Source organism: Pseudomonas graminis (genome assembly GCF_013201545.1).
Lineage (GTDB): Bacteria > Pseudomonadota > Gammaproteobacteria > Pseudomonadales > Pseudomonadaceae > Aquipseudomonas.
The window spans coordinates 1,599,037-1,616,548 of sequence record NZ_CP053746.1 but is presented as its reverse complement, the minus strand read 5'-3'; the positions used below and the strand labels follow the sequence as shown (position 1 = coordinate 1,616,548).

The 17,512-nt window shown below is 58.1% G+C and carries 14 protein-coding genes; 5 read left to right on the top strand and 9 right to left on the bottom strand.

Going from position 1 to position 17,512, the window contains the following annotated elements:
• Positions 1-2 precede the first annotated feature (2 nt).
• Complete coding sequence (recF, locus tag FX982_RS07405) at positions 3-1,106, top strand: DNA replication/repair protein RecF (protein WP_172610182.1); 1,104 nt, start codon at positions 3-5, stop codon at positions 1,104-1,106.
• A gap of 4 nt (positions 1,107-1,110) precedes the next feature.
• The gene (gene gyrB, locus FX982_RS07400) at positions 1,111-3,528 is read left to right on the top strand and encodes a DNA topoisomerase (ATP-hydrolyzing) subunit B (protein ID WP_065988041.1); all 2,418 of its coding nucleotides are present in this window, start codon (positions 1,111-1,113) and stop codon (positions 3,526-3,528) included.
• 64 nt (positions 3,529-3,592) lie between these two features.
• On the opposite strand, the gene FX982_RS07395 is transcribed toward gyrB, so the two are convergent.
• Entirely contained in the window at positions 3,593-4,741 is a 1,149-nt protein-coding gene (locus tag FX982_RS07395; protein ID WP_172610181.1) for an acyltransferase family protein, read from the bottom strand.
• 61 nt (positions 4,742-4,802) lie between these two features.
• The gene (locus FX982_RS07390; RefSeq protein WP_172610180.1) at positions 4,803-5,945 is read right to left on the bottom strand and encodes an acyltransferase family protein; all 1,143 of its coding nucleotides are present in this window, start codon (positions 5,943-5,945) and stop codon (positions 4,803-4,805) included.
• 313 nt (positions 5,946-6,258) lie between these two features.
• Here FX982_RS07390 and FX982_RS07385 point away from each other — a divergent pair, with 313 nt between their 5' ends.
• Positions 6,259-7,446, top strand: coding sequence for an MFS transporter (locus FX982_RS07385; protein WP_216843210.1), 1,188 nt, complete (start codon positions 6,259-6,261; stop codon positions 7,444-7,446).
• Positions 7,447-7,629: 183 nt separating this feature from the next.
• On the opposite strand, the gene FX982_RS07380 is transcribed toward FX982_RS07385, so the two are convergent.
• Genes FX982_RS07380 through glyQ form a run of 4 tightly spaced genes read right to left on the bottom strand, consistent with a single transcriptional unit; the run spans position 7,630 to position 12,024 of the window.
• Entirely contained in the window at positions 7,630-8,400 is a 771-nt protein-coding gene (locus FX982_RS07380) for a lysophospholipid acyltransferase family protein (protein WP_172610179.1), read from the bottom strand.
• Between the two features lie 56 nt (positions 8,401-8,456).
• The gene (gene gmhB / locus FX982_RS07375) at positions 8,457-9,014 is read right to left on the bottom strand and encodes a D-glycero-beta-D-manno-heptose 1,7-bisphosphate 7-phosphatase (protein WP_172612999.1); all 558 of its coding nucleotides are present in this window, start codon (positions 9,012-9,014) and stop codon (positions 8,457-8,459) included.
• 11 nt (positions 9,015-9,025) lie between these two features.
• Positions 9,026-11,080, bottom strand: coding sequence for a glycine--tRNA ligase subunit beta (gene glyS, locus FX982_RS07370; protein WP_172610178.1), 2,055 nt, complete (start codon positions 11,078-11,080; stop codon positions 9,026-9,028).
• Positions 11,077-12,024, bottom strand: a complete 948-nt coding sequence (glyQ, locus tag FX982_RS07365) for a glycine--tRNA ligase subunit alpha (protein ID WP_065988033.1) — start codon at positions 12,022-12,024, stop codon at positions 11,077-11,079. The genes glyS and glyQ overlap by 4 nt, the downstream gene beginning before the upstream one ends.
• An 82-nt stretch (positions 12,025-12,106) precedes the next feature.
• Between glyQ and FX982_RS07360 the strand changes: the two genes are divergently transcribed.
• Together FX982_RS07360 and FX982_RS07355 are read left to right on the top strand one after the other, a co-directional pair.
• Positions 12,107-12,679, top strand: coding sequence for a DNA-3-methyladenine glycosylase I (locus FX982_RS07360; protein WP_172610177.1), 573 nt, complete (start codon positions 12,107-12,109; stop codon positions 12,677-12,679).
• 39 nt (positions 12,680-12,718) lie between these two features.
• The gene (locus tag FX982_RS07355; RefSeq protein ID WP_122534273.1) at positions 12,719-13,606 is read left to right on the top strand and encodes a lysophospholipid acyltransferase; all 888 of its coding nucleotides are present in this window, start codon (positions 12,719-12,721) and stop codon (positions 13,604-13,606) included.
• 158 nt (positions 13,607-13,764) lie between these two features.
• Here FX982_RS07355 and trkA read toward each other — a convergent pair whose 3' ends face one another.
• From trkA to fmt, 3 genes are read right to left on the bottom strand one after another with little or no spacing between them, the layout of a single operon-like run.
• The gene (trkA, locus tag FX982_RS07350) at positions 13,765-15,138 is read right to left on the bottom strand and encodes a Trk system potassium transporter TrkA (RefSeq protein ID WP_172610176.1); all 1,374 of its coding nucleotides are present in this window, start codon (positions 15,136-15,138) and stop codon (positions 13,765-13,767) included.
• Between the two features lie 46 nt (positions 15,139-15,184).
• Positions 15,185-16,504, bottom strand: coding sequence for a 16S rRNA (cytosine(967)-C(5))-methyltransferase RsmB (rsmB, locus tag FX982_RS07345; RefSeq protein WP_172610175.1), 1,320 nt, complete (start codon positions 16,502-16,504; stop codon positions 15,185-15,187).
• Entirely contained in the window at positions 16,501-17,460 is a 960-nt protein-coding gene (fmt, locus tag FX982_RS07340) for a methionyl-tRNA formyltransferase (RefSeq protein WP_172610174.1), read from the bottom strand. The genes rsmB and fmt overlap by 4 nt, the downstream gene beginning before the upstream one ends.
• Positions 17,461-17,512: the final 52 nt, after the last annotated feature.

Below are 17,512 nucleotides of genomic sequence, written 5' to 3'. Positions count from 1 at the left end.
CGATGTCTCTTAGCCGCGTCTCGGTCACCGGAGTGCGCAATCTGCACCCGGTGACCTTCTCTCCATCACCCCGCATCAACATCCTCTACGGCGCCAACGGCAGCGGCAAAACCAGTGTACTGGAAGCTATCCATCTCCTTGGCTTGGCGCGCTCTTTTCGTAGCGCGCGATTGCAGCCAGTTATTCAATACGAGCAACCTGCGTGCACGGTCTTCGGCCAGGTTGAACTTGCTGAAGGTGGTCATAGCAGCCTGGGTGTTTCCCGAGAGCGTCAGGGAGACTTCCAGATCCGTATTGATGGGCAGAACGCAAAGAGCGCCGCGCAACTCGCCGAAACGTTACCGCTCCAGCTAATTAACCCCGACAGTTTTCGGCTCCTTGAGGGTGCGCCGAAGATCCGTCGTCAGTTTCTGGATTGGGGAGTGTTCCACGTGGAACCTCGTTTCATGTCGACCTGGCAGCGGCTTCAGAAGGCCCTCAGGCAGCGGAACTCGTGGCTTCGCCATGGTACACTTGACGCCGCTTCGCAGGCCGCATGGGACCGTGAACTGTGTCTTGCGAGCGATGAGATTGACGAGTTTCGGCGCGCTTATATCAAAGCGCTGAAGCCTGTGTTCGAGCAGACACTGAGTGAGCTTGTTCAGATCGATGGGCTGACGCTTAGTTACTATCGAGGATGGGACAAGGAAAAAAACCTGAGTGACGTTTTGGCATCGTCCCTCTACCGTGACCAGCAAATGGGTCACACGCAAGCAGGGCCGCAACGCGCGGACTTGCGCTTGCGACTTGGCGGGCACAACGCGGCGGATATTCTTTCTCGTGGGCAGCAGAAGCTTGTGGTCTGTGCCCTTCGTATTGCTCAAGGACATTTAGTCAGTGCGGCCCGTCGAGGCCAATGCATTTATCTCGTCGACGATCTTCCATCGGAACTCGATGAGAATCACCGCGGTGCGCTATGTCGCCTGCTGGAAGAATTACGCTGCCAGGTGTTTATCACCTGCGTAGATCATGAATTGTTGAGGGAAGGCTGGCTGATGGAAACGCCAGTTGCTTTGTTCCACGTGGAACACGGCAATATCACCCAGACCCACGACCACCGGGAGTGAAGGCATGAGCGAAAACCAAACGTACGACTCGACCAGCATCAAAGTGCTGAAAGGGCTCGATGCCGTACGCAAGCGTCCTGGTATGTATATCGGCGACACAGACGATGGCAGCGGCCTCCACCATATGGTGTTTGAGGTTGTGGACAACTCGATCGACGAGGCGTTGGCCGGTCACTGTGACGACATCAGTATCATCATTCACCCGGACGAATCGATCACTGTTCGTGACAACGGTCGCGGTATTCCGGTTGACGTGCATAAAGAAGAAGGCGTCTCAGCGGCCGAAGTCATCATGACTGTGTTGCACGCTGGCGGTAAGTTTGACGATAACTCCTACAAGGTGTCAGGCGGTCTGCACGGTGTGGGCGTTTCGGTCGTCAACGCACTTTCCGAGGTTTTGAACCTCACTGTTCGCCGCAGCGGTAAAGTGTGGGAACAGACTTACGTCCATGGTGTTCCACAAGAGCCAATGCAGATCGTTGGTGAAAGTGACACCACGGGTACAGAGATCCACTTCAAGCCCTCCTCCGAAACCTTCAAAAATATTCACTTCAGCTGGGACATCCTCGCCAAGCGTATTCGCGAGCTGTCGTTCCTCAACTCCGGTGTGGGTATCGTTCTTAAAGACGAGCGCAGCGGCAAGGAAGAGCTGTTCAAATATGAAGGCGGTCTGCGGGCGTTCGTTGAATACTTGAACACCAACAAGACGCCTGTGAATCAGGTCTTCCACTTCAACATCCAGCGTGAGGATGGAATCGGTGTTGAAATTGCCTTGCAGTGGAATGACAGCTTCAATGAAAACCTGCTGTGCTTCACCAACAACATTCCGCAGCGCGACGGTGGTACCCACCTCGTCGGCTTCCGCTCTGCCCTGACACGTAACCTGAACAACTACATTGAGCAGGAAGGTCTGGCGAAGAAGCACAAGGTCGCCACCACCGGTGACGATGCGCGTGAAGGCCTGACAGCGATCATTTCCGTCAAGGTTCCTGATCCGAAGTTCAGCTCGCAGACGAAAGACAAGCTGGTGTCTTCAGAAGTGAAGACCGCGGTTGAGCAGGAAATGGGCAAGTACTTCTCTGACTTCCTGCTCGAGAACCCAAACGAAGCGAAAGCCGTTGTCGGCAAGATGATCGATGCGGCACGTGCTCGTGAAGCCGCGCGTAAGGCGCGTGAGATGACTCGCCGCAAAGGTGCGCTGGATATCGCAGGCCTGCCCGGCAAGCTGGCTGACTGCCAGGAAAAGGACCCTGCCCTTTCCGAGCTGTATCTTGTGGAAGGTGACTCTGCTGGCGGTTCCGCCAAGCAGGGACGTAATCGTAAGACTCAGGCCATCCTGCCACTCAAGGGCAAGATCCTGAACGTGGAAAAGGCTCGCTTCGACAAGATGATCTCGTCCCAGGAAGTGGGTACGTTGATCACGGCACTGGGCTGCGGTATTGGCCGTGACGAGTACAACATCGAAAAACTGCGCTACCACAACATCATCATCATGACCGATGCTGACGTCGACGGTTCGCACATCCGTACCCTGTTGCTGACATTCTTCTTCCGTCAGCTGCCGGAACTGGTAGAGCGTGGCTACATCTACATTGCCCAGCCGCCGCTGTACAAGGTGAAGAAAGGCAAGCAAGAGCAGTACATCAAAGACGACGATGCCATGGAAGAGTACATGACTCAGTCGGCTCTTGAGGATGCAAGCCTGCACCTGAACGAATCGGCGCCTGGCATTTCTGGTGCAGCGCTGGAGAAACTGGTTCACGACTTCCGCATGGTCATGAAGACCCTGAAGCGTCTCTCCCGTCTGTACCCGCAAGAGCTGACCGAGCACTTCGTCTACCTGCCAGCTGTACCAATGGAGCAGCTGTCTGATCATGCCGCCATGCAAGAGTGGCTGGCGAAGTTTGATGAACGTCTGCGCGTGGGTGAGAAATCCGGCTTGGTCTACAAGGCCAGCTTGCGTGAAGACCGCGAGCGTAACGTATGGCTGCCAGAGGTTGAACTGATCTCCCATGGGCTGTCCAACTACGTGACGTTCAACCGCGATTTCTTCGGCAGCAACGACTACAAGACAGTCACTGCGCTCGGTGCTCAGATCAGCACGCTGCTGGAAGAAGGCGCTTACGTTCAACGTGGCGAACGCAAGAAAGCTGTGACGGAGTTCAAGGAAGCACTGGCCTGGTTGATGGCAGAGAGCACCAAGCGCCATACCATTCAGCGCTACAAAGGTCTCGGTGAGATGAACCCCGATCAATTGTGGGAAACCACGATGGACCCAAGTGTCCGACGCATGCTCAAGGTGACGATCGAAGACGCCATCGGCGCTGATCAGATCTTCAACACCTTGATGGGTGATGCAGTAGAACCGCGCCGCGACTTCATCGAAGCCAACGCACTGGCGGTGTCGAACCTGGATTTCTAAGGTTCAGCCGCTAACGAAACAGCCCCAACGATGCGAATCGATTGGGGCTGTTTTGTTTGAGGATTCAGCTAACGGTTTTGATTGGATTGATCGCCGACGTGATCCTCCCTCGCCTGCTCAAGCGTTTGCCCCATTCAATACCTCGCTGTTCGATGAAGCGGTAGCTGACCCCAGATATGCCCACGATGATGATCAATAAGCCAAGCAGCAGGAAGTTATCAGCCACTGGGTTGTTGAAAGAAAGCATCGGACCTGGCAAAGCGCCGGCGTAGGTGACGATAGCGTGGCCGGTGATTTTCCCCACCAGCAGCATGGCGAGTGTAAAGGCGAATAGCACCATCGCATGGGTCATGTAGATCGAGTAGGAGAGCGTGCCCAGTTTTTCAAAGGGGCCAGCCTTCAACAGGGTTGAAATGACCCCTCCCTCAAACGAGAAAATCAGCATCAGCGCGCAGAAGCTCAACATCAGAATGATCTGTTTGTGATCGGCGTTACTCACCAGCAAGTTCACTGTCAGGCAGATCCCGACCACTTCCAACGCTGTGTGCAGCCAGCGCGGAATGCTCTTGTCATGGATGAGCTGATAGATCTGATAGGTCATCACGCCTGCGAAGAAACAGGACAGGCCTTGCAAGGCGGGCTCCATCAGGAAGACAAGTCCCAGGGAGAGGCAAGCCGTAGCCGTCAGAGTAATAACCAGAAATATCAGCATGGCAAAGCGCGGAGTACACACGAGTATTCCCGCGAAGATCATGTAGAGGTAGTACTCGACACTGATACTCCACGCCGGAAAGTTGAAGGACTGCGGATTGAATCCCGGCCACCAGGATTGCAACAGCAGCAGGTTGGGAATGATTTCCTCGGGCGCACGCTGTCCGGTGAAGCTGGGCTGATTGAACGCTATGCCGGCATGCTCCGCGCCCAGCTTCATAACCTCCAGCGCAATGGCGAGCAGAAGTACAAAGACGTGCAAGGGGTACAGTCGAAAGGTGCGAGTGATGAAAAACTGCCTGAACTGGTCCGTCGTTGCCAGCCGCTGCCCATAGGTGTGAACCATGACAAAGCCGCTCAGGATGAAGAAAAAGCTAACCATGTAATGAGCATTTCTAAAGAACGCCCATTCGCCGAAACTCTGTGGAATGTGCATGTGATAAACCGCAACGCTAAGCGCGCAGATGCCCCGGAAGCCGTCCAGCACCTGGAATCTTTTCATCGCAAACTCCCTGTAGAACCAATGCCGTATGCGTTTAGATCCTTCCCCAGTGCGCAGGTCATCATGCGGTACCCTTCCCTGCTCTGATCCAACGGGTTTTCAAGCTGTCCAGGCCACTGCTAAAAACCCCGGCAAGCCCATGGCGCCACGCCATGGCCGGCTTCTCGATAAGGTGCCAAGACAATATGGCTGCCATTAGCACAAGCGGGAACGCGAGCAGCATCATGCTGACAGGCCCAATGCCTTTGAACAGATGGGCGAGGATTTCCTGAATCGGGAATGCATAGATATAAACACCGTACGAGTAATCACCCAGCTGGTTGTAACGGTCGGTCACGGGGCGAGTGGCAAACCCGAGGTAGAAAATCAAATACGCCCAGGCCAGCACAAAGCACTCAAAGAAATACGGCGTGCGCCAAGTGCAGACGGCTAACGCGGCGAAAGGCAGGAAGCCAATAAATCGATGCGGGATATAGTCGCGATATCGGTAGAACGACATGCCCAGCACAAACGGCAAACTCCACGTGAAGAAGAACTCGGCACGGTGGAAATCTGCGAGCAGCGTGGTGTTCAGCATCAAGGCTTTGAAGGTGACGTACAGCGCAGCGTAGAACATTAGAAAGCCCGCGAATTTGCGTCCCTCACTGTTGAACGCGAATGCGCCAAGTCCGCCGACCAGTACATAGAGTGTGACCTCGTAAAAGAGTGTCCACAGCGACCCGTTGATGCCGGGCCAAGGGTTGTTCTCGAAAACGCCAGGCAGCTGGAATTTCATGCTGAAGAGCGTCAGGTTATGGGTTAGATAACCGTACGTTTCACCTGAGCTGAAATATTCCGACGGACCCAGTGTCGTAAACAAGGGTCCGATCAGAAACACGCTGAGCAGCAGCACAAGTGTTAGCGCAGGATAGATGCGCAGAAACCGAGCGATGAAAAAATCCGTCGTGCTGGCCGCGCGATCGCGACTAAGGGAGATAAAAAAGCCGGAGACGCAGAAGAATGTGATTACCGCGAGTTCACCCAGTGACAGGCCAATCCATTTCGAGAGCGGCTCGATCGCATCACGGCCGAGTGCAAGAGGGTAACTGTGGGAGATCAGTACCGCCGTAGCGGCCAGCATTCTGATCAGGTTGAAGTTGTTGTTTCTTCTGGACGCCAGGTCACCCAACGTATTCATACAGCCTCCGCGCGAGATCAGGGTCATGTCGGTTCGATCCATTCACCGCTGTGACGCTCACGCCGTCGGGGACGCGCGATATCGAGAGGGTTGGAAATGGTTTTGAGCTCGAACGATACACTGGGGGTGATGCACGTCTAATTGGCATCTCTAATCGAGATGCGGATTACCTGCATGCCCTGTCAGCCAATAATTTGGCCCTGAAACTCGAACGATAGATTTTATTAGGCAGGTTAGTGTCGTTGCGCCTTGAGTGGCGAATGACAGCGGTAAAAACCTGGATTCCCGCCGATTGAAACGTTGCATCAGGACAGATGTACGACCAAGGAGCCTCAGTCTTATGTCGATTCGCAAGTACCAGAAAGTGCTGGCTATCCCCCGAGTGCTGCCTGCCACGTTCTTTATGTTCGTTGCGGGGCTGCCGCTGACTATCATGGGGCTCACGTTGAGCCTGCATGTGCTCAATGAAATGGGCGGCAGCTATTTTGATGCGGGCGTAGTGGGGACCGCGACCGCCTTGGGTTTTGCCGTGGGCTCTCCCCTCCTCGGCCGGATGATTGACCGTCACGGCCTACGCCCGGTGGTGGCTGTATGCGGGACGCTGTCGACCCTCGCCTGGATCCTGCTGCCGATGGTGAGCTACTGGTTCTACGTCCTCCTGGCTTTTGTAGCCGGTCTTTTTACGGTGCCGACGGGTTCGCTTGCCAGGCAGTTCGTTGCCAGTCTGGTACCGGAGGATCAGCGCCGGCCTGCCTACTCGCTCAACATGATGCTCATGGAGCTTTCCTTCGTCATCGGGCCCGCCACTGGCATCCTGTTGATCACTACCTATTCGGCGACTGCCACCCTGGCGGGCATCGGCCTCTGGCGCGCGCTCTCCTATGTCGTGCTCTATGTGTTGAACTGGCCGACGCGCAATGTGGATGAAGTCGCTGCAAATCCTGATCGCGTACGTCCCAAACTCCGCACCTGGATGAGCGGCCGTTTGCTGGCGGTAATGTTCGTCAGTGCGGGTGCGTTGTTCGTGTTGTATGGCACCGAGCTGGCACTGATCGCCGTGCTGCGCGCCAGCGATCAACTTGCCTTTACCGGGTATGTCATCGCCGCCATGTCCATTGCCTCCATTGTCGGTGGGTACGTGCACGGGATTGTTCACAGGTCGTGGTCGCAGATGAAACTCGCCTTGGCAATGAGCCTGCTGCTGCTGCCCGTAGTGTTTTTTGATGACGTCTGGTGGTGGCTGATGCTCGCGCTGTTGCCCACCAATTTGCTGTGCACACCGACGCTGGCCGCAGGCTCGGAAGCCGTCGCCAAGCTGGCGCCTTCCAGCGTGAGAGGTGAAGTGATGGGGTTGCACGATTCGGCGTACCGAATAGGTCAGACATTGTCCGCGCCGATTGTGGGATTCGCGATCGACAGCGTTTCCCCCGCCATGGGATTTGTCGCAGCGGCGTGTGGGGGGATTGTGTTGGTGGGTGTGGGAGCGCTCTGCACTCTGCGAATTTCAGCGCCGACTAGAACGGCTTGATTCACATAACGGTCTTGGGCTGCACAGGCTCAAGACCGGTCTTTTCAGGTCATCGGCAGACGATGAGAAAAAACTTATGCACGTTTTGGCGTTTTGAGCGCCTGAAGAAATAAGCATTTAAATTAACGAGTTAGCAGCGAATTCTTCAGGTTCTGATTTATTCGTGCACAGGTTATCCACAATTCACGCCGGTGTTTTCTCGGGTGCAGGTGCGGGCATTGCGGGCGATCCCAAGTCGCGCTGGGTTTGTTCGTTCCACGCTGACACTCGATCGTTAAGCGCAGCAATTGCGCGAGGACCAGTCCCCTCTGCGTACATCGGTTCGCCAATCACAACTTCAATAGTGCCCTGCTTTTTGCCCCATCCCTCTTTCGGCCAATAGCGGCCGGCATTGTGGGAAATAGGCAGAACGGGCAAGTCAGCGTTTACGGCCAGTGCCGAACCACTGCGCGAGAACTTTCCGATCTGGCCGTAGGGTACGCGTGTGCCTTCAGGGAAGATCAGCACCCAGACCCGGTCTTTTAGCAACTCGTCGCCTTTCTTTGCCACGACTTTAAGCGCGGCTTTGGGATTGTTGCGATCGATGGCGATGGGACGCAGCATCGCCATGGCCCAGCCAAAGAATGGCACGTACAACAGCTCCCGCTTAAGCACTTGGCTCAAAGGCTGAAAGTGGGCCGAGAGAAAAAACGTTTCCCACGTGCTCTGGTGGTTGGAGACAATCACGCACGGTGTCTCGGGAATATTTTCCTGGCCGGTGACGTTGACTTTGATGTTGAGGAAAACGCGGGTCAGCCACAAGGCGCAGCGGCACCAGTACACATTGATGAAGCGATAACGAAGACGGAACGGCAGGAAAGGTGCAATAAAGAAACTCAGCGAACACCACAGCAGGGCGGTAGTGCCCAGCAGCAGGTAAAAGAAGAAAATCCTGATGGCCTGCACAATCGACATAGCTGCTTTTACCGTTACGGGAAATTACCCGAATTGAGCGAGCCGTTGAATAGCCGTTAGCCGTTCAACGGGGCGCTGTTGTGAATAAGTTCTGCGGCAACCGCCGCCAGATCGTCAAAAACCAACGTGCCTGCGGGTAATGCACCGCTTCGCGTCTTCTGACCTTTGCCGGTCATGACCAGAACAGGTTGTGAATCGACGGCCACCGCCGCCTCCAGGTCACCCTTGCTATCGCCTACAAACCACACGCCACGTAAATCGATGGCGTAATGGCGGGCAATTGTCTTCAGCATCCCCGGTTTTGGCTTGCGGCAATCGCAACTCGCGTCCGGCCCATGGGGGCAATAAACAACCAGTCCGACCTCGCCACCCTCCTCCGCCACGAGTTCACGCAGGCGTGCGTGCATGGCATCGAGCGTTGCGAGATCGTAGTAACCGCGAGCGATGCCAGACTGGTTGGTAGCCACTGCCACCGTCCAGCCGGCTTTGCTCAGTTGCGCAATTGCCTCGATTGAGCCAGGGATCGGAACCCATTCCTCCACCGACTTGATGTAGGCGTCGGAGTCCTGATTGATCACCCCGTCCCGATCGAGAATCAGCAACTTCATTGGTATCCGCTCCGCTGTCAGCTCAACAACGAGATGTCGGCAACGCCGAGGAACAGATTTCTCAGACGAGCAAGCAAGGCGTACCGGTTGGCTCGCACGCTGGCGTCTTCCGCATTGACCATGACTGCCTCGAAAAACGCATCCACAGGCTCGCGAAGTGCCGCAAGACGGGTCAGCGCTTCGTTGTACTGACGGCTCGCGGACATCGGCGCTACGGCCTGATCTGCTTGCTGAATCGCCGAGTACAGCGAGAACTCGTTGGCGTTATCGAAATACTTCGGCTCGACGGTCTGGGCGATGTTGCCATCTGCCTTGCTCAGCAGATTGGAAACCCGCTTGTTCACGGCGGCCAATGCTGCAGCCTCAGGCAACTTGCGGAAGGCCTGAACAGCCTGAACACGTTGATCGAAGTCCAGCGCCGAAGCGGGCTGCAAAGCGCGCACCGACAGGTAGACAGAAACGTCGACGCCTTCGTCTTCATAGCGCGCGCGCAGACGATCGAAGATGAATTCGAGAACCTGCTCTGGCAGACCAGCAGGCTTGATCTTCACACCGAACTGAGCGACGGCGAACTGCACGGTTTTGACCAGATCCAGATCCAGTTTCTTCTCGATCAGGATGCGCAGGATGCCCAGTGCGGCCCGGCGCAAAGCGTACGGGTCTTTGCTACCGGTCGGCAGCATGCCGATGCCGAAGATGCCCACGAGTGTGTCGAGCTTGTCGGCAATGGCAACAGCGGCGCCAGTCAGCGTGCCCGGCAATTCAGCACCAGCGCCACGTGGCATGTACTGTTCGTTCAACGCCAGCGCGACGTCTTCGGGTTCGCCGTCGGCCAAGGCGTAGTAGTAGCCTGCAACGCCCTGCATTTCGGGGAACTCGCCGACCATCTCGGTCGCCAGGTCGCACTTGGACAGCAAGCCTGCACGCGCGGCGCGCTGAGCATCGCCGCCAATGCGGGGCGCGATGAACGCGGCTAGCTTGGAAACGCGCTCGGCCTTGTCGAACACCGTGCCCAACTGCGCCTGGAACACCACGTTCTGCAGGCGCTGGTTGAACGTCTCCAGCTTCTGCTTCTTGTCCTGCTTGAAGAAGAACTCGGCGTCGGTCAGACGGGGGCGAACAACCTTCTCGTTGCCGTGGACGATCTGGGAAGGGTCCTTGCTGTCGATGTTCGCGACCGTAATGAAGCGCGGCAGCAGCTTGCCTTCGGCATCCAGCAGGCAGAAGTACTTCTGATTGTCCTGCATCGTGGTGATGAGGGCTTCCTGCGGCACTTCAAGGAAACGCTCCTCGAACGAGCACACCAGCGGGACGGGCCACTCGACCAGCGCAGTCACCTCATCAAGCAATGCCGGCGGCACGATGGCGGTGCCTTCGTGTTGCGTGGCGAGCTCTTCGACGCGCTTGCTGATCAACTGACGACGCTCGTTGAAATCTGCAAGCACATAGGCCGCGCGCAAGTCGCTGGCGTAATTGGCCGGGGACGAAATGCGCACGCTGTCCGGATGATGGAAGCGATGGCCACGGGATTCACGACCGGACGTCTGGGCGAGGATGGTGCAGTCGACGACTTGATCACCAAACAGCATGACCAGCCATTGGGTCGGACGTACGAATTCTTCCTTGCGCGCGCCCCAGCGCATGCGCTTCGGGATCGGCAGGTCGTTGAGGGAATCTTCGATGATGGTTGGCAGCAGACTCAACGTTGGCTTGCCAGGAATGCTCTGGCTGTAGCGCAGTTTCGGGCCGCTCTGGTCGATTTCGCTCAGGTCCACGCCGCACTTCTTGGCGAAACCCAAGGCAGCCTGAGTCGGATTGCCATCGGCATCGAACGCGGCCTGGCGTGGCGGGCCGTCCAGATTGACGCTGCGATCCGGCTGCTCGGTGGCGAGCTGAGTGATCAGCACGGCCAGGCGACGCGGCGCGGCATAGACCTGCTTGGCGCTGTAAGTCAGACCGGCAGCCTGCAGACCTTTTTCGATACCGGCCATGAACGCATCGGCCAGGGTATTCAATGCTTTGGGTGGCAGTTCTTCGGTGCCCAGTTCAACCAGAAAATCTTGAGCACTCATTGCGCAGCCTCCAGCTTGGCCAACACTTCATCGCGGATATCGGGCGCGGCCATCGGGAAGCCAAGCTTGGCCCGGGCCATCAGGTACGCCTGGGCCACGGAGCGAGCCAGGGTGCGGACGCGCAGAATGTACTGCTGACGCGCCGTCACCGAAATCGCGCGGCGTGCATCCAGCAAGTTAAAGGTGTGAGAGGCCTTGAGGACCATTTCGTAGCTCGGCAATGGCAGCTCGACTTCGATCAGGCGCACGGCTTCGCTCTCATAGAAATCGAACAGCTCGAACAGTTTGTCGACGTTGGCGTGCTCGAAGTTGTAAGTCGACTGCTCCACTTCGTTCTGATGGAACACGTCGCCGTAGGTGACTTTGCCGAACGGGCCGTCAGTCCAGACCAGGTCGTAGACCGACTCGACGCCTTGCAGGTACATCGCCAGACGTTCGAGGCCGTAGGTGATTTCGCCGGTGACCGGGTAGCACTCGATACCGCCGACTTGTTGGAAGTACGTGAATTGCGACACTTCCATGCCGTTCAGCCAGATCTCCCAACCCAGGCCCCAGGCGCCGAGGGTTGGGGATTCCCAGTTGTCTTCGACAAAGCGGACGTCGTGCACGAGTGGATCAAGACCCACATGCTTCAGCGAGCCAAGGTACAGCTCCTGGAAATTGTCCGGGTTAGGCTTGAGAACGACCTGGAATTGATAGTAGTGCTGCAGGCGATTCGGGTTCTCGCCATAACGGCCATCGGTAGGACGACGGCTCGGTTGTACGTAGGCGGCGTTCCAGGTTTCCGGGCCGATGGCACGCAGAAACGTAGCGGTGTGGAAAGTGCCGGCGCCCACTTCCATATCGTAGGGCTGAAGTACCACACAACCTTGCTCAGCCCAGTATTGCTGGAGGGCGAGGATCAAGTCTTGGAAGGTACGCACGGCTGGCGTAGGCTGGCTCACGAAATTCACCTGTACTGGGGGGCTGCGATTTAAAGAGCGGGAGTATACCCGATTCGGCCGCGCCTCCACCCTTGGGAGCCCTATGCCACGCTGCTTTTGGTGCAACGAAGATCCGCTTTACATGGACTACCACGATCAAGAGTGGGGTGTGCCGTTGCGCGATGCGCAGATGCTGTTCGAGTTCCTGTTGCTCGAAGGGTTCCAGGCTGGTCTGTCGTGGATCACCATCCTGAAAAAGCGTGAGCGCTACCGTGAAGTGATGTTCGGCTTCGACGTCCAGCGCATCGCGGCGATGACCGATGCTGAAATCGAAGCGCTGATGCTGGAGCCCGGCATTGTGCGCAACCGCCTCAAACTCAACGCTGCCCGCAAGAATGCTCTGGCCTGGTTGCGGCTTGAGGATCCGGTCGCGTTTGTCTGGTCCTTCGTGGGCGGAGAGCCGAAGATCAATCACTTCAAGGACCGCAGCGAAGTCCCGGCCATTACCCCCGAGGCCGAAGCGATGAGCAAAGCGCTGAAGAAAGCCGGCTTCACCTTCGTCGGTCCGACCATCTGCTACGCCTATATGCAGGCCACCGGCATGGTGATGGACCATACGATTGATTGCGATCGATACGCCGAGCTGGTGGGTGATGTGGATAATCGGCTCCCATGAATGGTTACAATGGCCGCCTCATGTATTCGGGAGTGATCTGTGGATAAGTTCAAAGGCGCCTTGATGGTTGGGGCACTGCGCCTGTTTGCTTTGTTGCCGTGGCGCGCAGTGCAATGGGTCGGCACCTGCATTGGCTGGCTGATGTGGAAGTTGCCTAACCGGTCTCGCGACGTCGCGCGGATCAACCTGTCCAAGTGCTTCCCCGAACTGAGCCCTGAAGAACTCGAAGCGCTGGTCGGCCGCAGCCTGATGGACATCGGCAAGACCCTCACCGAAAGCGCCTGCGCGTGGATCTGGCCGGCGCAGAAGTCGATCAATCTGGTTCGCGAAGTCGAAGGGCTGCAGGTGTTGAAAGATGCCCTTGCGTCGGGCAAGGGCGTAGTCGGAATCACCAGCCATCTCGGCAACTGGGAAGTGCTCAACCACTTCTATTGCAGCCAGTGCAAACCGATCATTTTCTACCGGCCACCCAAGCTCAAGGCCGTAGACGACCTGCTGCGCAAGCAGCGCGTGCAGTTGGGCAACCGCGTCGCAGCGTCCACCAAGGAAGGCATTCTCAGCGTCATCAAGGAAGTGCGCAAAGGCGGCTCGGTCGGTATTCCGGCGGATCCGGAACCTGCCGAGTCAGCAGGTATATTTGTACCGTTCTGCGGGACAATGGCGCTGACCAGCAAGTTCGTGCCGAACATGCTGGCGGGCGGCAAAGCTGTTGGCGTATTTCTACACGCGATGCGTCTGGAGGATGGTTCTGGCTACAAGGTCGTACTTGAAGCGGCGCCGGACGACATGTACAGCACCGACACCGCGACGTCGGCAGCTGCCATGAGCAAGGTGGTTGAAAAATACGTGCGGGCCTATCCAAGCCAGTACATGTGGACCATGAAGCGGTTCAAGAAACGCCCCGAGGGTGAGAAGCGCTGGTATTAAGCTCAGGTACTCACTTCAAGACCTGATAGGAACTTGTGGGGGCGAACCTGTTCGCGAATGGCGTATTCAGTACGCCATATCCAGCGGCGGATCCGCCGGCCTATTAGTGAGCAAGCTCACTCCCACATTGTCCTGATCATCGACTCTGACTCAGGCTTTCAGAAAAAGCTCAGGCCCACCTGAAACAGTCGTTCCACGTCGCGAATGTACTTTTTATCCACAAGGAACATGACCACGTGATCGCCCGATTCGATCACGGTGCTGTCATGGGCGATGATTACCTGATCGGCGCGGGTGATGGCGCCGATGGTCGTGCCGGGCGGCAGGTTGATGTGCATGATGGCTTTGCCAATCACCTTGCTGGATTTGGCATCGCCATGGGCGACGATCTCGATGGCTTCTGCCGCGCCCCGACGCAACGAATGCACACTGACGATATCGCCGCGCCGCACATGCGCCAGCAACGTACCGATGGTGGCGAGCTGAGGACTGACCGCGACATCTATCTCTCCCCCTTGCACCAGGTCGACATAGGCCGGATTGTTGATGATCGTCATCACCTTCTTCGCGCCGAGACGTTTGGCCAGTAACGACGACATGATGTTTGCCTCGTCGTCGTTGGTCAGCGCGAGAAACAGGTCGGCATTGTCGATGTTCTCTTCCACAAGCAGGTCGCGATCCGAAGAGCTGCCTTGCAGGATCACCGTGTTGTTGAGCGTGTCTGACAGGTGGCGGCATCGTGCCGGGTTCATCTCGATGATCTTGACCTGATAGCGGTTCTCGATGGCCTCCGCCAGCCGCTCGCCGATCTGCCCGCCGCCGGCAATCACGATGCGCTTGTAGCTCACATCCAGACGACGCATCTCGCCCATGACGGCGCGAATATCCGCTTTGGCAGCGATGAAAAAGACCTCGTCGTCAGCCTCGATAACCGTATCGCCCTGAGGAATGATCGGACGGTCGCGACGGAAAATAGCCGCGACGCGAGTCTCGACATTGGGCATGTGCGTGCGCAGTTGACGCAGTTGCTGCCCCACCAGAGGGCCGCCATAGTACGCCTTGACCGCCACCATCTGCACCTTGCCGCCGGCGAAGTCGATGACTTGCAGCGCGCTGGGGTATTCGATGAGCCGCTTGATGTAATGGGTGACCACTTGCTCAGGGCTGATCAGCACGTCCACGGGAATGGCGCCGTTGGCGAACAGGCCTGAGCGGGTCAGGTACGCCGACTCGCGAACCCGGGCAATCTTGGTCGGGGTCTGGAACAGTGTGTACGCGACCTGGCAGGCGACCATGTTGGTCTCGTCGCTGCTGGTGACGGCCACCAGCATGTCGGCGTCGTCGGCGCCGGCCTGACGCAGCACGGTAGGAAATGAGCCGCGACCGTGAACGGTGCGGATATCGAGGCGATCACCCAACGCTCGCAGACGATCCTGATCGGTGTCCACGACGGTGATGTCATTGGCTTCGCTGGCCAGATGCTCGGCCAGCGTACCGCCGACCTGCCCTGCGCCGAGAATGATGATCTTCAATCAGTCTCTCCTTGAATGATGATGCCGTCACACCGGGTATTGGTTCTCACGCCGCTGCGATCTTGATCAGTTTGGCGTAGTAAAACCCGTCATGCCCGCCTTCCTGCGCCAGCAACTGACGGCCGTGGGGCTGCTTCAAGCCAGGAGGCGGATTGCCTTGCTGACCGGCAATGTCCAGCTCCCTTGCGCCAGGTGTACGCGACAGGAATGCATCAATGACTTCGGTGTTTTCAGCCGGCAGCGTTGAGCACGTGGCATACAGCAAAATCCCGCCCACCTGCAGCGTCGGCCACAGTGCGTCGAGCAATTCGCCCTGCAGCGCGGCGAGGGCGGGAATGTCATCCGCCTGACGGGTCAGCTTGATGTCGGGGTGGCGGCGGATCACGCCAGTCGCCGAGCAAGGCGCGTCGAGCAGAATGCGCTGGAACGGTTTGCCGTCCCACCATTGATCGGTGGCGCGGGCATCGGCGGCGATGAGCTCGGCACTCAGGCCCAGGCGATCGAGGTTCTCTTTGACCCGCACCATGCGCTTGGCCTCAAGATCCACTGCGACCACGCCTGCCAGGCCCGGTTGTACTTCCAGCAGATGGCAGGTCTTGCCACCCGGTGCGCAACAGGCGTCCAGCACACGTTGACCCGGCGCCAGCTCCAGCAAGTCGGCGGCCAGTTGCGCGGCCTCATCCTGAACGCTGATCCAGCCCTCAGCGAAACCCGGTAGCGAACGAACATCGCCCGGTTCGGTCAGCACAATCCCGTCCTGGCTGAACGTGCAAGGCGTCGCGGCGGTGCCTGCGTCCAGCAACAGCTGAAGGTACTGCTCGCGGGTTTTGTGCCGGCGGTTGACCCGCAAAATCATCGGCGGGTGGGCATTGTTTGCTGCACAGATCGCTTCCCAATGCTCAGGCCAGGCGGCCTTCAACGCTTTTTGCAGCCAGCGTGGATGAGCCGTGCGCACCACTGGATCATGTTCCAGCTCCGTCAGCAATGCCTCGCCCTCCCGTTGGGCGCGACGCAGCACGGCATTGAGCAACGCTTTCGCCCACGGCTTTTTCAGCTTCTCGGCACAGCCTACGGTTTCGCCGATAGCAGCATGGGCGGGGATGCGCGAATAGAACAGCTGATACAGACCCACCAGCAATAAAGCCTGCACGTCGTTATCAGCGGCTTTGAATGGTTTCTGCAGCAGCTTGGCCGCAAGCGCAGAGAGCCTCGGCTCCCAGCGCGCGGTGCCAAATGCCAGGTCCTGGGTCAGCCCGCGGTCGCGGTCTTCAACCTTGTCCAGTTGTGTGGGCAAAGAGCTGTTCAGCGATGCCTTGCCGCCCAACACGGCAGCCAGGGCCTTGGCGGCGGCCAGACGCGGGTTCATTGCGCATCCACCGCTTGGCCGAGAACGGTGCCGACGGCGAATTTCTCGCGGCGGCTGTTGAACAGGTCAGCGAAGCCCAGAGGTTTGCCGCCTGGCAGTTGCAGACGGGTCAGACGCAGTGCGCCACTCCCGCACGCGACCAGCAGACCTTCTTTACTGGCGTCAATGATGCTGCCGGGCGTGCCCTCCCCGCCGGCGACCTGCGCGGCCAGCACTTTCAGCGCTTCGCCATTGAGCACGGTGTGGCAGATCGGCCAAGGGTTGAAGGCGCGTACCAACCTTTCCAGCTCAACCGCCGGACGGGTCCAGTCGATGCGTGCTTCGTCTTTGTTCAGTTTGTGCGCATAGGTGGCGAAACTGTCGTCCTGCACTTCGCCAACCAGCGTGCCGTCCGCCAGCCCTGCAATGGCTTGAATCACCGCAGGTGGGCCGAGCTCGGCAAGACGGTCGTGCAGCGTACCGCCGGTGTCGTCGGCCGTGATCGGGGTCGTCACCTTGAGCAGCATCGGGCCGGTGTCCAGCCCCGCTTCCATACGCATGACCGTCACGCCGCTCTCGGCATCGCCGGCCTGCACCGCGCGCTGAATCGGCGCAGCACCGCGCCAGCGTGGGAGCAACGAGGCGTGGCTGTTGATGCAGCCCAGACGCGGAATATCCAGTACGGCCTGCGGAAGGATCAGGCCATAGGCGACCACGACCAGCAGGTCCGGTTGCAACGCAGCCAGCTCGGCCTGGGCTTCGGGTGCGCGCAAGGTGGGCGGCTGCATGACAGGAATGTTGTGCTGGAGGGCAAGCTGCTTGACCGGGCTCGGCATCAGCTTCTGACCACGACCGGCCGGGCGATCTGGCTGGGTGTACACCGCAATGACGTCGTGGGGACTGTCGAGCAGGGCTTTCAAATGCTCGGCGGCGAATTCCGGGGTGCCGGCGAACACGATGCGCAGTGGCTCAGTCATGGGCTTCTCTTGAGTATGACGGTAGAAACGCACTTGCCCGCGATGGCGTGGT

Bases quoted from the DNA above. Each gene is read 5' to 3' on its own strand.
- recF (WP_172610182.1), top strand. From the start codon at position 3: ATGTCTCTTAGCCGCGTCTCGGTCACCGGAGTGCGCAATCTGCACCCG.
- gyrB (WP_065988041.1), top strand. From the start codon at position 1,111: ATGAGCGAAAACCAAACGTACGACTCGACCAGCATCAAAGTGCTGAAA.
- FX982_RS07395 (WP_172610181.1), bottom strand. From the start codon at position 4,741: ATGAAAAGATTCCAGGTGCTGGACGGCTTCCGGGGCATCTGCGCGCTT.
- FX982_RS07390 (WP_172610180.1), bottom strand. From the start codon at position 5,945: ATGACCCTGATCTCGCGCGGAGGCTGTATGAATACGTTGGGTGACCTG.
- FX982_RS07385 (WP_216843210.1), top strand. From the start codon at position 6,259: ATGTCGATTCGCAAGTACCAGAAAGTGCTGGCTATCCCCCGAGTGCTG.
- FX982_RS07380 (WP_172610179.1), bottom strand. From the start codon at position 8,400: ATGTCGATTGTGCAGGCCATCAGGATTTTCTTCTTTTACCTGCTGCTG.
- glyS (WP_172610178.1), bottom strand. From the start codon at position 11,080: ATGAGTGCTCAAGATTTTCTGGTTGAACTGGGCACCGAAGAACTGCCA.
- FX982_RS07360 (WP_172610177.1), top strand. From the start codon at position 12,107: ATGCCACGCTGCTTTTGGTGCAACGAAGATCCGCTTTACATGGACTAC.
- rsmB (WP_172610175.1), bottom strand. From the start codon at position 16,504: ATGAACCCGCGTCTGGCCGCCGCCAAGGCCCTGGCTGCCGTGTTGGGC.
- fmt (WP_172610174.1), bottom strand. From the start codon at position 17,460: ATGACTGAGCCACTGCGCATCGTGTTCGCCGGCACCCCGGAATTCGCC.